Annotated in this window: 13 protein-coding genes; 4 read left to right on the forward strand and 9 right to left on the reverse strand. The window is 70.9% G+C overall.

Features of this window, described 5'->3' with window-relative positions:
- Positions 1 to 88 precede the first annotated feature (88 nt).
- Both ACFWRO_RS15135 and ACFWRO_RS15140 read right to left on the reverse strand, forming a co-directional pair.
- Entirely contained in the window at positions 89 to 451 is a 363-nt protein-coding gene (locus ACFWRO_RS15135) for a hypothetical protein (RefSeq protein ID WP_384509721.1), read from the reverse strand.
- A 150-nt stretch (positions 452 to 601) separates the two neighbouring features.
- A complete protein-coding gene (locus ACFWRO_RS15140; protein ID WP_384509724.1) occupies positions 602 to 1,756 on the reverse strand; it encodes an adenosine deaminase in 1,155 nt (384 codons plus the stop codon).
- A gap of 115 nt (positions 1,757 to 1,871) precedes the next feature.
- On the opposite strand from ACFWRO_RS15140, the gene ACFWRO_RS15145 reads away from it, so the two are divergent.
- Positions 1,872 to 2,648 carry an alpha/beta hydrolase gene (locus ACFWRO_RS15145; RefSeq protein ID WP_384509727.1) on the forward strand — a complete coding sequence of 259 codons (777 nt, stop codon included), beginning with the start codon at positions 1,872 to 1,874 and terminating at the stop codon, positions 2,646 to 2,648.
- Positions 2,649 to 2,667: 19 nt separating this feature from the next.
- On the opposite strand, the gene ACFWRO_RS15150 is transcribed toward ACFWRO_RS15145, so the two are convergent.
- On the reverse strand, positions 2,668 to 3,621 hold the full coding sequence (locus tag ACFWRO_RS15150) for a LysR family transcriptional regulator (RefSeq protein ID WP_384509730.1): 954 nt from the start codon (positions 3,619 to 3,621) through the stop codon (positions 2,668 to 2,670).
- Positions 3,622 to 3,683: 62 nt separating this feature from the next.
- Between ACFWRO_RS15150 and ACFWRO_RS15155 the strand changes: the two genes are divergently transcribed.
- From ACFWRO_RS15155 to ACFWRO_RS15165, 3 genes are all read left to right on the forward strand, one after another.
- Positions 3,684 to 4,961: an MFS transporter gene (locus ACFWRO_RS15155; RefSeq protein WP_384509732.1), complete on the forward strand. Its 1,278-nt coding sequence runs from the start codon at positions 3,684 to 3,686 to the stop codon at positions 4,959 to 4,961.
- Between the two features lie 125 nt (positions 4,962 to 5,086).
- On the forward strand, positions 5,087 to 5,734 hold the full coding sequence (locus tag ACFWRO_RS15160) for a L,D-transpeptidase family protein (RefSeq protein ID WP_384510110.1): 648 nt from the start codon (positions 5,087 to 5,089) through the stop codon (positions 5,732 to 5,734).
- 83 nt (positions 5,735 to 5,817) lie between these two features.
- A complete protein-coding gene (locus ACFWRO_RS15165) occupies positions 5,818 to 6,792 on the forward strand; it encodes a sigma-70 family RNA polymerase sigma factor (RefSeq protein WP_384509734.1) in 975 nt (324 codons plus the stop codon).
- A 2-nt stretch (positions 6,793 to 6,794) separates the two neighbouring features.
- On the opposite strand, the gene ACFWRO_RS15170 is transcribed toward ACFWRO_RS15165, so the two are convergent.
- The 6 genes from ACFWRO_RS15170 to ACFWRO_RS15195 form a co-directional block, all read right to left on the reverse strand.
- A complete protein-coding gene (locus ACFWRO_RS15170; protein ID WP_384509737.1) occupies positions 6,795 to 7,067 on the reverse strand; it encodes an STAS domain-containing protein in 273 nt (90 codons plus the stop codon).
- 66 nt (positions 7,068 to 7,133) lie between these two features.
- On the reverse strand, positions 7,134 to 8,411 hold the full coding sequence (locus tag ACFWRO_RS15175; protein WP_384509739.1) for a thymidine phosphorylase: 1,278 nt from the start codon (positions 8,409 to 8,411) through the stop codon (positions 7,134 to 7,136).
- 82 nt (positions 8,412 to 8,493) lie between these two features.
- Entirely contained in the window at positions 8,494 to 8,898 is a 405-nt protein-coding gene (locus ACFWRO_RS15180; RefSeq protein ID WP_384509742.1) for a cytidine deaminase, read from the reverse strand.
- Positions 8,895 to 10,184 carry an ABC transporter permease gene (locus ACFWRO_RS15185; RefSeq protein WP_384509745.1) on the reverse strand — a complete coding sequence of 430 codons (1,290 nt, stop codon included), beginning with the start codon at positions 10,182 to 10,184 and terminating at the stop codon, positions 8,895 to 8,897. The genes ACFWRO_RS15180 and ACFWRO_RS15185 overlap by 4 nt, the downstream gene beginning before the upstream one ends.
- Positions 10,181 to 11,293 carry an ABC transporter permease gene (locus ACFWRO_RS15190; protein ID WP_384509748.1) on the reverse strand — a complete coding sequence of 371 codons (1,113 nt, stop codon included), beginning with the start codon at positions 11,291 to 11,293 and terminating at the stop codon, positions 10,181 to 10,183. Before ACFWRO_RS15190 ends, ACFWRO_RS15185 begins: the two co-directional genes overlap by 4 nt.
- Positions 11,290 to 12,882 (reverse strand): ABC transporter ATP-binding protein, encoded by a 1,593-nt coding sequence (locus ACFWRO_RS15195; RefSeq protein ID WP_384510113.1) that lies wholly within the window; start codon positions 12,880 to 12,882, stop codon positions 11,290 to 11,292. The genes ACFWRO_RS15190 and ACFWRO_RS15195 overlap by 4 nt, the downstream gene beginning before the upstream one ends.
- Positions 12,883 to 13,003: the final 121 nt, after the last annotated feature.

Here is a 13,003-nt window from a genome sequence, read left to right on the forward strand (position 1 = left end):
GGGGGGGGCGCCTAGACATTTTTTTTGCTGTTGGGGCTGAACCGTGTGGGGGTTGTCCCCCGAGACGGGGCGTACGGGTGCGGCGTGATCAGCCGACCGGGAGGGTGCCGACGGGCAGGCCGCCGAGGAGGCCGGTGACCGGGCCGAGCGGGGTGTTGCCGAGGGCGCCGGTGGCGTTGTCGAGCGGGGCGTGCTTCAGCGCCTGGCCGGCGGCGGCCGGGACGGCCTTGGCGCCCTGGTCGACGGCGGCCTGGCCGCCGAGGAGCGACTCGGTGGCGCCCTGGGGGAGCTCGGTGAGGTCCGAACCCACCGGCGCGAGCGAGGTGACCGCGCCGAGCGCGTCGGGGGCGGCGGGCAGCGCCGGGGCGGCGGCGGCCGTGCCCGCGGCGGCGGCGGCGAAAGCGGCACCGAGGGCGGCGACACCGAGCGTCTTGGCGGCAGACTGCTTCATCAGAGAATCATCCTTGAGGATTTCGGGGAGGAAATTCGGGGAATGCAGAGCGGCTCTGCAACTTAGCCACCGGATGACACTCCCGCAAACACCGAAAGGCGACCGGTCAGCTGTTCCCCGGCCGCCCCGGCCCACTCCCGAAGCCCTAGCTCAGCCCGCCTTTCCGGCAGACTCGCTGGTCGTGGCGGTCTGCTGGAACAGCCATTCGGACTTCAGCTCGGCATATCCAGGCTTGATGACGTCATTGATCATGGCGAGACGTTCATCGAAAGGAATGAACGCTGATTTCATCGCATTGACGGTGAACCACGCCATGTCGTCGAGCGTGTAGTCGAATGCCTCGATCAGCAGCTCGAATTCCCGGCTCATGCTCGTGCCGCTCATCAACCGGTTGTCGGTATTCACGGTGGCGCGGAAGTGCAGCCGGCGGAGCAGGCCGATCGGGTGCTCGGCGATGGAGTCCGCCGCGCCCGTCTGGAGGTTGGAGGTCGGGCACATCTCCAGCGGGATGCGCTTGTCCCGTACGTACGCGGCGAGCCGGCCGAGCTTCACCGAGCCGTCGTCGGCGACCTCGATGTCGTCGATGATGCGGACGCCGTGGCCGAGGCGGTCGGCGCCGCACCACTGGAGGGCCTGCCAGATCGACGGCAGGCCGAAGGCCTCGCCGGCGTGGATCGTGAAGTGGTTGTTCTCCCGCTTGAGGTACTCGAAGGCGTCGAGGTGGCGGGTGGGCGGGTAACCGGCCTCGGCGCCCGCGATGTCGAAGCCGACGACGCCGGAGTCGCGGTAGCGGTTGGCCAGTTCGGCGATCTCCAGGGCGCGGGCGGCGTGCCGCATGGCGGTCAGCAGGGCGCCCACGCGGATGCGGTGGCCGCCCGCCCGCGCCTGCCGCTCGCCCTCGCGGAAGCCCTCGTTGACGGCCTCGACGACCTCCTCCAGGGTGAGCCCGGCCTCCAGATGCTGCTCGGGGGCGTAGCGCACCTCGGCGTAGACGACGCCGTCCTCGGCGAGGTCCACCGCGCACTCGGCGGCGACGCGGACGAGGGCCTCGCGGGTCTGCATGACGGCGCAGGTGTGCGCGAAGGTCTCCAGATACCGTTCCAGGGAGCCCGAGTCGGCGGCCTCGCGGAACCAGATGCCGAGCTTGTCGGGCTCGGTCTCGGGGAGGTTGTCGTAGCCCTGGGCCAGGGCTAGTTCGATGATCGTGCCGGGGCGCAGGCCGCCGTCGAGGTGGTCGTGGAGGAGCACCTTCGGGGCACGGCGGATCTGGTCCGCGGTGGGGAGGCTGTGGGTAGGGCTCGTCATTGCGGCACTCTAGCCCCTACGCGCGTAGAGCACCCCTCCTCAACTCGCTTGTCGATACGTAACAGTGACCGCGCGTACGGATGGCGTACACCTCGCCTTCTGAGACTGTTCTGCCATGGCGCACTCCGCACTCGTAGGGACCGCAGGAAGCCGGACACCCCGGCTCGGACGGCCCGTCGGCGCATCGCACCCCGGTACGGCGGTGGGCGGTGTCGTCCTGCTCCTCCCGGACGGGGAGGTCGCGTCCGCTCGGGGCGCCTCGGTCCGGGCGCACGCGGCGCTGCTGCCGCTGGGCCGACAGCTCGTCAGGGCGGGGCGCGGGGAGGGCCTGGTGGCGCACGTGGTGCGGTACCGGGGGCGCGGCTGGAACGGTACGGACGCGGCGTTGGCGGCGGACGCGTCGTGGGCGGTGGCGGAGGCGGTACGGCGGTACGGCGACGTCCCGGTCTGCCTGGCCGGCCACGGGATGGGCGCGCGGGCGGCGTTGCGGGCGGCGGGGCACCCGGCGGTCGACGCGGTGCTCGGGCTCGCGCCGTGGCTGCCGGAGGACGACGTGGCGGCGGAGCCGGAGCCGGTACGGCAGTTGGTGGGGCGCCGGATCCTGCTCGTACACGGCACCAACGACGCGCGCACGGACCCGGAGTTGTCGTACCGCCTTGCGGTACGGGCGAAGAAGGCGAACCGCGACACGTGCCGCTTCGAGGTCCACTCGGACGGGCACGCGCTGCGCCAGTACCACGAGGAGGTCCGTGCCCTGGCGACGGACTTCGTCCTCGGCACCCTCTTCGCCCGCCCGTACTCCCGCCCCCTCGCCGACGCCCTGGCGGCGCCGCCGCCGCTGGGCCTGCGCATGCCGCTGGCGGCGGGCTTCGGCGGGACGGGGCGCAGGTAGGGGGCGGAGTCCCGGACGGTCAGTCCGGGAGGAGGTGGCCGCGCTTGCTGAGAAGGAACTTCTTGAAGGCGGCCACCGGAGGGGTGTCCGGGTGGCCGTCGAGCCAGGCGACGCCGATCTCGCGGATCGCCCGGGGGGCCGTGACCGTGAGTTCCACGACGCCGGGGCGGGGGACCGCCGGGGGCGGGAGGAGGGCTACGCCCAGGCCCGCCGCGACCAGGCCGCGCAGGGTCTCCGCCTCCTCGCCCTCGAAGGCGACGCGCGGGGTGAAGCCGGCCTCGGCGCACAGGTCGTCCGTGATGCGGCGGAGCCCGTAGCCGGGTTCCAGGGTCACGAAGGTCTCGTCGGCCGCCTCCGCCAGGCGGACCCGCTTGCGGGAGGCGAGGCGGTGGTCGTCCGGGACGACCAGGCGCAGGCGCTGCTCGTCCAGGCGGCGGGCCACCAGGTCCGGGGCGTCCGGGACCGGGGACGTCAGGCACAGGTCGAGGTCACCGGCCCGGAGCCGCTCGATCATCGCCTCGCCGTAGTTCTGGACCAGCGTGAAGCGGATCCGGGGGTGGTCCGCCCGGAAGGCCCGGAGCAGGGCCGGGACCGTCTCCGAGCCCATCGTGTGCAGGAAGCCGAAGGCGACCCGGCCCGCCGACGGGTCCGCGTCCGCCCGTACGGAGTCGGCCGCCCGCTCCACCTCCGCGAGCGCCCGCTCGGCCGAGCCGAGGAACGTCCGGCCCGCCGGGGTCAGCGAGACCGTCCGGCCCCTGCGGGCGAAGAGGGCGACCCCCAGGTCCTGTTCGAGGCGGACCATCGCCCGGGAGAGGGTCGATTGGGGGACGCCCATCTCCGCCGCCGCGCGCGTCACGTGCTCGTGCCGCGCCACCGCCGCGAAGTACGCGAGCCGTGGCGCGAGCAGCAGCCCCATGTCTTCTTCGTAACTACTCGGTGACAGTCGACCCTGTGACCTGTACTCATGCACCATGGGAACGATTACAGCAGTTCCGTGCATTGGACGCATGAAACCGATCGTCCTACGTTCGTTGTATGCCTTCTGCCAGTACCGAGGCGGTCGCCACCAGCACGGCCGCCCTCGACACCCGTCTCGCCCCCGGAGCGCCCGGCCACCGCCGGATGAGCTTCGCGCTCTTCGCCGCAGGTCTCGCCGCCTTCGCGCTCCTCTACTCCACCCAGGCCCTCCTCCCCGCGATCTCCGCCGAGTTCGGCGCGAGCGCCTCCGCGGCCTCCTGGACGGTCTCCGCCGCGACCGGCGCCCTCGCCCTCCTGGTCCTCCCGATGAGCGCCCTGTCCGAGCGCTTCGGGCGCCGCCGGATGATGACCGTCTCGCTCGCCGTCGCGGTCGCCCTCGGGCTGCTCGTGCCCTTCGCCCCGAACCTGGAGTGGCTGGTCGCCCTGCGCGCCGTCCAGGGCGCGGCGCTCGCGGGCCTGCCGGCCTCCGCGATGGCGTTCCTCGCCGAGGAGGTGCGGCCGAAGGCACTGATCGCCGCGATCGGGCTCTTCGTCGCGGGCAACTCGATCGGCGGCATGAGCGGCCGCATCGTCACCGGCTGGGTGGCCCAGATGTGGGGCTGGCGCGCAGGGCTCCTCGCGGTCGGCCTGATGGCCGTGGCCTGCGCGGTCGTGTTCCGGGTGCTGATTCCCAAGGCCCGGCACTTCACCCCGGGTTCGCTCAACCCCAAGCTGCTCGCCGCTGCCGTCCGTACCCACCTCTCCGACCCGCTCCTCGTGCGGCTGTACGCGATCGGCGCGCTCTTCATGACCGTGTTCGGCGCGGTCTACACCGTGATCGGCTACCGGCTCGTCGAGGCCCCGTTCTCGCTCCCCCAGGGCGTGATCGGCTCGATCTTCCTGGTGTACCTCGTCGGTACGGTCTCCTCGGCCGCGGCCGGAAAGCTGGTCGGACGGCTCGGCCGGCGCGGGGCGCTCTACCTGGCCGTCGGCACGACCACGGCCGGGCTGCTGCTCTCGCTCGCCGACAGCCTCACCGCCGTCCTGGCGGGCCTGGTCCTGATCACGGCCGGCTTCTTCGCCGGGCACGCGGTCGCCTCCTCCTCGGTGAGCCGGACCGCGAAGACCGGCCGGGCGCAGGCCTCGGCGCTCTACCAGTCCGCGTACTACATCGGCAGCAGCGTCGGCGGCACGCTCGGCGCGATCGCCTTCCACTCCGGCGGCTGGGCCGGCACGGTCCTCCTGGGCCTGGTCGCGGTCCTCGGCGTCGTGTCGATCACCCTGTACGGCAGCCACAGCGCCCGGGTCACGGCCAGGGCCGAGGCGCGCGGCCCCCGCCTCCGTACGGCGCACTGAATACGCCCCGGATCCGTACAACCGGAACGCTCCCCCGATCGTCCTAAATCTTAGGACCCTAGGGGGAGTTGGTGATCATGAACGGAATACGGAAGCGCGCCGGGATCGTCCTCGGCATCACCTCGATGGTGGTGCCGCTGACGGTCGCCCTCGGCGCCGGGACGGCTCAGGCCGCGTCGTGCAACGTGACGACCGGGCCGTACCAGAAGCAGGTGGAGAAGTTCCTGGGCCGGACGGCGGACGGGAAGCAGTCGCTCGCCGACTGCAAGGCGATCCAGTCCTTCCAGCGCACGCACGGCATCACCCCGACCATGGGGTACGCCGGTCCGCTGACCTGGCGGACGATGGACACGATGATCCAGCAGAAGGCCGCAGGGAAGAACCCGAACAAGGCCGGGAAGTGTCCGACCAACAAGGGCCGGATCGCCTGCGTCGACCTGACGCGGCAGCTGACCTGGATCCAGGACGGCAAGAAGCTCAAGTACGGGCCGGTGCCGGTGCGTACGGGCAAGGACGGGACCGAGACCCGTACCGGCGCCAAGAAGATCTACTGGCGCAGCATCAACCACTGGTCGACGATCTACCACGTCTCCATGCCGTACTCGCAGTTCTTCGACGGCGGCCAGGCCTTCCACTCCACGACCAAGTCCATGTGGAACCCTCCGGGCTCGGGCGGCTGCGTCAACATGCGCCCGGCCGACGCCAAGGCGTACTGGGGCCTGCTCAAGAACGGCGACGACGTGTTCGTCTACGGGCGGAAGCCGGGAACCTGACCCCGGTTGTCAGTGGGCTGCGGTAGCTTCCCCTCATCGGCACAGCACCGGTGCCGGTGAGGGGCGAGTGGGGTGGACCTGCAATGAGTGACCTGGCGATCGAGGACCGCGATTCCCAGCTGGAGAAGTACCGCACGGAGCTGACCGGTTACTGCTACCGGATGCTCGGTTCGTCCTTCGAGGCCGAGGACGCCGTGCAGGACACGATGGTCCGCGCCTGGCGGTCCCTCGACTCCTTCGAGGGGCGCTCCAGCCTGCGCTCCTGGCTCTACCGCATCGCGACGAACGTGTGCCTGGACTCACTGAACGCGGGGAACAGGCGGGCCAGGCCGATGGACCTGACGGCCGCGACGCCGGTCGCCCAGGCCCAGTTGAACGCCCGGCCGGAGATCACCTGGCTGGAGCCCGTCCCGGACGGGCGGGTGCTGCCGTCGGTGGCCGACCCGGCGGAGACGGCGGTGTCCCGGGAGACCGTGCGGCTGGCGTTCGTCGCGGCCCTGCAGCACCTGCCGCCGAAGCAGCGGGCGGTGCTGATCCTGCGCGAGGTGCTCGCCTGGAAGGCGAGCGAGGTCGCCGAGCTGCTCGACACCACGGTCGCCTCGGTCAACAGCGCGCTCCAGCGGGCGCGCGCGACGATCGCCGAGAACGAACCGGCGGCCTCGGACACGGCGGACCCGCTGGACGAGGAGCAGAAGGAGCTCCTGGAGCGCTATGTCGCGGCCTTCGAGGGGTACGACATGAAGGCGCTGACCGCGCTCCTCCACGAGGACGCGACGATGTCCATGCCGCCGTACGACCTGTGGCTGCGCGGCCACGACGACATCGTGGGCTGGATGCTCGGCGTCGGCGACGTCTGCCGGGGCTCGAAGCTGGTCCCGACCGTGGCGAACGGCTCCCCCGCGTTCGCGCACTACCACCCGGACCCGGAGGGCGGATACAGCCCGTGGGCGCTGATCGTCCTGGAGCTGCGGGACGGCAAGGTCGGCGGGATGGACTTCTTCCTCGACACCAAGCGCTGGTTCCCGCTCTTCGACCTGCCGGAGCGCCTGGAGGGCTGACCTCAGAGGACGGTGTCGGCCAGTCCGACGAGGTCCAGGAGGAGACGCAGCTCGCTCCCGGTGCCCCGGAACCGCAGCCGGTGCCCGAGCCGCCCGGCGGTGAGCCGGAGCCGGGCGAGCGCGTCGACGGCGGCGAGGTCGGCGTGCACGAGCCCACCGACGTCACAGATGACGTCGGTGGGCGGGACCCCTTCGAGCAGGGCGCACACCCGCGCCACCTCCTCGGGGGTGGCGCGGGCCGCCAGGGTCAGTTCGAGCGGTTGACTGGTGTCCACACCAGTCAGACCCGTCCGACGCCCGGAACTCATCGGAGCGGGGAGCCGGTGGCTCAGGGGATCGGCTCAGGCGATGCGGTCCAGGACGATCGGGTTCGGGGTGAACGCCGTGCCCTCGGGGGCGATGTCCCAGGAGCCGGTCAGGGACTTGAGGGCGTAGTCGAACTTCTCCGGGGTGTCCGTGTGGAGGGTGAGCAGGGGCTGGCCCGCCGTGACCGTGTCACCCGGCTTGGCGTGCAGCTCGACGCCCGCGCCCGCCTGCACCGGGTCCTCCTTGCGGGCACGGCCCGCGCCGAGGCGCCAGGCGGCGATGCCGATGTCGTACGCGTCCAGGCGGGTCAGGACGCCCGAGGACGGGGCCGTGACGACGTGCTGCTCGCGGGCGACCGGGAGGGTCGCGTCCGGGTCGCCGCCCTGGGCCGCGATCATCCGGCGCCAGACGTCCATCGCCGAGCCGTCCGCGAGCGCCTTCGCCGGGTCCGCGTCCTTGATACCGGCCGCGTCGAGCATCTCGCGCGCGAGCGCGATCGTCAGCTCGACCACGTCCGCGGGGCCGCCGCCCGCGAGGACCTCGACGGACTCGCGGACCTCCAGGGCGTTGCCGGCGGTCAGACCGAGCGGGGTCGACATGTCGGTGAGCAGCGCCACCGTCTTCACGCCGCTGTCCGTGCCCAGGCCCACCATGGTCGAGGCCAGCTCGCGGGCGTCCTCGATGGTCTTCATGAACGCGCCCGAGCCGACCTTCACGTCCAGGACCAGCGAGCCCGTGCCCTCGGCGATCTTCTTCGACATGATCGAGCTCGCGATCAGCGGGATCGCCTCGACGGTGCCCGTGACGTCGCGCAGCGCGTAGAGCTTCTTGTCGGCCGGCGCCAGGCCGTCGCCCGCCGCGCAGATCACCGCGCCGGTGGTGTCCAGGACGTTCAGCATCTCCGCGTTGCTGAGCAGCGCGCGCCAGCCCGGGATCGACTCCAGCTTGTCCAGCGTGCCGCCGGTGTGGCCGAGGCCCCGGCCGGAGAGCTGCGGCACGGCCGCGCCGCAGGCGGCGACGAGCGGGGCGAGCGGCAGGGTGATCTTGTCGCCGACGCCGCCGGTGGAGTGCTTGTCCGAGGTGGGGCGGGAGAGCGAGGAGAAGTCCATGCGCTCGCCGCTCGCGATCATCGCGGCGGTCCAGCGGGCGATCTCCGCGCGGTTCATGCCGTTGAGCAGGATCGCCATCGCCAGGGCGGACATCTGCTCGTCGGCGACCACGCCGCGGGTGTAGGCGTCGATGACCCAGTCGATCTGCTCCGGGCTCAGCTCGCCCTTGTCCCGCTTGGTGCGGATGACGGAGATGACGTCCATGGTGGTGCCTCTTTCTACGCGCATAGAGGGGGAAGAGGAGAGAGCGGCCCTCCCATGGTGCCGGAAGGGCCGCTCCTAGGTACTACTTGGCCAGGTGGTCCGGGCCGAAGGCCTGCGGGAGCATCTCCGCCAGCGTGACGAAGCCCGCCGGGGTCTCCAGTACGAGGTCGGGGCCGCCGAACTCGTACAGCAGTTGCCTGCACCGTCCGCACGGCACCAGGGGCGCGCCCTCGCCGTCCACGCAGACGAAGTGGGTCAGCCGGCCGCCGCCGGTGGCCTGGAGCCGCGAGACGAGGCCGCACTCCGCGCACAGCCCGAGGCCGTACGAGGCGTTCTCCACGTTGCAGCCGGAGACCGTGCGGCCGTCGTCGACCCGGGCCGCCGCGCCGACCGGGTAGCCCGAGTACGGGGCGTAGGCGCGGGACATGGCGTCCCTCGCCTCCTCCCGCAGGGCCTCCCAGTCGGCTTCGGTGACGGGCGTGGTCACTTGCCCTCGCCCTTGCGGTACCGCATGCCGTCCGCCTTGGGCATCCGCAGGCGCTGCGCGGAGAGCGCGAGCACCAGCAGGGTGACGACGTACGGCGTGGCGCCGACGAACTCGACCGGGACGGTGTCGGTACCGAGGTACCAGATGAAGACGCCGACGCCGATGACGATCGCGATGGACGAGGTGATCCAGCGCTTCTTGTACGCCTTCCACGCGGCGATCGCCACGAGGACCGCGAACAGCAGCAGGAGCAGCGCGTGCACCGACTCGCCGCCGCTGCGCAGCTGGAGCGCGTCGGCGAAGCCGAACAGGCCCGCGCCCATGGCGAGGCCGCCCGGCCGCCAGTTGCCGAAGATCATCGCCGCGAGGCCGATGTAGCCGCGGCCACCGGTCTGGCCCTCGTTGTAGATGTGCGAGGTGACCAGCGACAGGAAGGCGCCGCCGAGACCGGCGAGACCGCCGGAGACGATCACCGCGATGTACTTGTACTTGTAGACGTTGACGCCCAGGGACTCGGCGGCGATCGGGTTCTCGCCGCAGGAGCGCAGGCGCAGACCGAACGAGGTCTTCCACAGCACGAAGAACGTGGCGATGACGAGAAGCACGGCGAGGATCGTGACCAGCGAGAGGTTGGTGACCAGACCGCCGAGGATGCCGGCGATGTCCGAGATCAGGAACCAGTGGTGCTTCTCGATGTCGGCCAGCCAGTCGGACAGGCCCGGGATCGTGATCGAGGTGATGTCCTCGGCCGGCGGGGACTGCTTGGGGCTGCCGCCCTTGGCCGCGGCTTCGCCGGAGTTGAACCAGAGCTTGGCGAAGTACGTGGTGATGCCGACCGCGAGGATGTTGATCGCGATGCCGGAGATGATGTGGTCGACACCGAAGGTGACGGTGGCGACCGCGTGCAGCAGACCGCCGAACATGCCGCCCAGGATGCCGGCGAGGATGCCGATCCAGGGGCTGGTCTGCCAGCCGGCCCAGGCACCGAAGAAGGTGCCGAGGATCATCATGCCTTCGAGGCCGATGTTGACCACGCCCGCGCGCTCGGACCACAGGCCGCCGAGACCGGCGAGGCCGATCGGCACGGCGAGGGAGAGCGCGGCGCTGATCTGGCCGGCCGAGGTGAGGTCCTGCGCGCCGGTGATGACCCGGACGGCGGAGAGGGCGATGAGCCCGCCCGCCACGATCAGCAGGATCCAGGGCAGGGAGAGGCGGGTGCGGCCGCCCTTGCCACCGGCCGCCTTGGGCGCGGCGGGCGGCGGGGTGGAAGTCGCCGTGGCGCTCACGCCGACACCTCCGTCGAGTTGTTGGAACGGGCCTGGGCCGCGAGCTTCTCGCCGACCTGACGCTGCTGGCGCTTCTGGCCGTAGCGGCGGACGACTTCGTAGGCGATGACGACGCAGAGAACGATGACGCCCTGCATGACGCCGACGATCTCCCTGTCGTAGTCCTCGAACTCCAGCTGCTGGCCGCCACGCTCCAGGAAGGCCCAGAGGATCGCGGCGAGCGCGATGCCGATCGGGTGGTTGCGGCCGAGCAGGGCGATGGCGATACCGGTGAAGCCGATGCCGACGGGGAAGTCGCCGCCGAACTCGTAACTGTCGTTGAGCAGCGTCGGCATACCGATCAGACCGGCCATCGCGCCGGAGATCAGCATGGAGGTGACGACCATCTTCTTGACGTTCACACCGCTGGCCGCGGCGGCCGTGTCGGACTGGCCGACCGTGCGCAGGTCGAAGCCGAACCGGGTGCGGGAGAGCGTGAACCAGTACCCGATGCCCGCGATGACCGCGACGACGACGAAGCCGTAGATCGGGGTCGGCGTGGTCGGGAACTCGAAGAAGTGCGAGGACTCCGGCAGCGGGGTGGTGGCGACCTTGGTGCCGGCCGCGTCCAGGTGGCCGAGGCGGCCGGGCTGGAGGAGGTAGGCGATGATCGAGGTCGCGATGAAGTTCAGCATGATCGTCGAGACGACCTCGCTGACACCCCGGGTGGTCTTCAGGACACCGGCGATGCCCGCCCACATGGCGCCGACGATCATCGCGGTGATGATGATCAGCGGGATCTGGACGATGCCCGGCAGGGTCAGCGCGCCACCGACGGCGGCGGCGAAGAAGGCGGCGAGACGGTACTGGCCGTCGACACCGATGTTGAACAGGTTCATGCGGAAGCCGATGGCCACCGCGATGCCCGCCAGGTAGTACGTCGTCGCCTTGTTGATGATGTAGACCTGACTGTCCGACTTGATGCCGTAGTCGAACATGATCCCGAAGGCGCTGAACGGCTCCTTGCCGGTGGCCGCGAGCACCAGGGCGGTGATCAGGAAGGCGGCGACGATCGCGAGCAGCGGTGCCGCGATGCCGAGGAGCACCCGCTCCTTGTCGAACTTCTTCATCGGGCCTCGTCCTCCGGGCCGTCGGTGCCCTCAGGGCTCTCATCGTGCTCAAGGTGACCGGCGGCGGCGCCGGTCATGGCCGAGCCGAGCTCCTCCGGGGTGATGGTCGCCGGATCGGCGTCGGCGACCAGACGCCCGCGGTACATGACGCGCAGGGTGTCGGAGAGGCCGATCAGCTCGTCCAGGTCGGCGGAGATCAGCAGCACCGCCAGGCCGTCGCGGCGCGCCTCGCGGATCTGGTCCCAGATCTGCGCCTGCGCGCCGACGTCCACGCCCCGGGTGGGGTGCGCGGCGATCAGCAGCTTGGGGTTGTGGCTCATCTCGCGGCCGACGATCAGCTTCTGCTGGTTGCCGCCGGAGAGGGAGGCCGCGGTGACGTCGATACCGGGGGTACGGACGTCGTACTCGCGCACGATCCGCTCGGTGTCCTTGCGGGCGGCCTTGAGGTCGAGGATGGGGCCCTTGGAGTTGGGCCTCTCGGTGACGTGGCCGAGGATGCGGTTCTCCCAGAGGGGGGCCTCCAGGAGCAGACCGTGCCGGTGGCGGTCCTCGGGGATGCAGCCGATGCCGTCCTCGCGCCGCTTGCGCGTGGGCGCGGAGGAGATGTCGGCGCCGTCCAGGGTCACGACGCCGCGGTCGGCGTTGCGCATGCCCATGATCGTGTCGACGAGCTCGGACTGACCGTTGCCCTCGACGCCGGCGATGCCGAGCACCTCACCCTTGTGGATGGTCAGGGTGATCCCGCCGAGGACCGCGCGGACCACGCCGTCGGGGTCGACGGCGCTCAGCGACAGGTCCTTGACCGTCAGCATGGGCACGTCGGTGACCGTCGACTCGCGGGTCTCCGGCGAGGGCAGCTCCGCGCCGACCATCAGCTCGGCGAGCTGCTTGGTCGTGGTGTGCTTCGGGTCGGTGGTGCCGACCGTCGTGCCGCGCCGGATGACGGTGATGTCGTCGGCGACCGAGAGGACCTCGCCCAGCTTGTGCGAGATGAAGATGACCGTCAGGCCCTCGGCCTTGAGCTCGCGCAGGTTGTCGAAGAGCGCGTCGACCTCCTGCGGGACGAGCACGGCGGTCGGCTCGTCGAGGATCAGGGTGCGGGCGCCGCGGTAGAGGACCTTGAGGATCTCCACGCGCTGGCGGTCGGCGACGCCGAGGTCCTCGACGAGGACGTCGGGGCGGACGCCGAGGCCGTACGCGTCGGAGAGCTCCTTGATCTTGGCGCGGGCCCTGTCACCGATGCCGTAGAGCTTCTCGGAGCCGAGGGCGACGTTCTCGAGGACGGTGAGGTTGTCCGCGAGCATGAAGTGCTGGTGCACCATGCCGACGCCGCGCGCGATGGCGTCGCCGGGGCTGTGGAACGTCACCTGCTCGCCGTCGACCGTGATGGTGCCCTCGTCCGGCTTCTGCATGCCGTACAGGATCTTCATCAGGGTCGACTTGCCCGCGCCGTTCTCGCCCACGAGGGCGTGCACGGTGCCGCGGCGCACGGTGATGTCGATGTCGTGGTTGGCCACGACTCCGGGGAAACGCTTGGTGATGCCGCGGAGTTCTACGGCGTTCGGACTGCTGGGGCTGGAGGCTTTGATGACGCACTCTCCTAGGCAGGGAGCGTGAGGAGGACGAGACGGGAACGCAGGCGCTGTCGGTGGCGAAAAATACCCTGTGGGCCGCGCGCTACGCGCGTAGCATCAGGAAAATCGTTCAACT

Source organism: Streptomyces sp. NPDC058579, assembly GCF_042718575.1.
Classification (GTDB): domain Bacteria; phylum Actinomycetota; class Actinomycetes; order Streptomycetales; family Streptomycetaceae; genus Streptomyces.

Excerpts from the sequence above, each read along its gene's own strand:
- ACFWRO_RS15190 (WP_384509748.1), bottom strand. The coding sequence starts at position 11,293 with ATGAAGAAGTTCGACAAGGAGCGGGTGCTCCTCGGCATCGCGGCACCG.
- ACFWRO_RS15140 (WP_384509724.1), bottom strand. The coding sequence starts at position 1,756 with ATGACGAGCCCTACCCACAGCCTCCCCACCGCGGACCAGATCCGCCGT.
- ACFWRO_RS15160 (WP_384510110.1), top strand. The coding sequence starts at position 5,087 with ATGGTGGTGCCGCTGACGGTCGCCCTCGGCGCCGGGACGGCTCAGGCC.
- ACFWRO_RS15135 (WP_384509721.1), bottom strand. The coding sequence starts at position 451 with ATGAAGCAGTCTGCCGCCAAGACGCTCGGTGTCGCCGCCCTCGGTGCC.
- ACFWRO_RS15145 (WP_384509727.1), top strand. The coding sequence starts at position 1,872 with ATGGCGCACTCCGCACTCGTAGGGACCGCAGGAAGCCGGACACCCCGG.
- ACFWRO_RS15175 (WP_384509739.1), bottom strand. The coding sequence starts at position 8,411 with ATGGACGTCATCTCCGTCATCCGCACCAAGCGGGACAAGGGCGAGCTG.
- ACFWRO_RS15165 (WP_384509734.1), top strand. The coding sequence starts at position 5,818 with ATGAGTGACCTGGCGATCGAGGACCGCGATTCCCAGCTGGAGAAGTAC.
- ACFWRO_RS15150 (WP_384509730.1), bottom strand. The coding sequence starts at position 3,621 with ATGGTGCATGAGTACAGGTCACAGGGTCGACTGTCACCGAGTAGTTAC.
- ACFWRO_RS15155 (WP_384509732.1), top strand. The coding sequence starts at position 3,684 with ATGCCTTCTGCCAGTACCGAGGCGGTCGCCACCAGCACGGCCGCCCTC.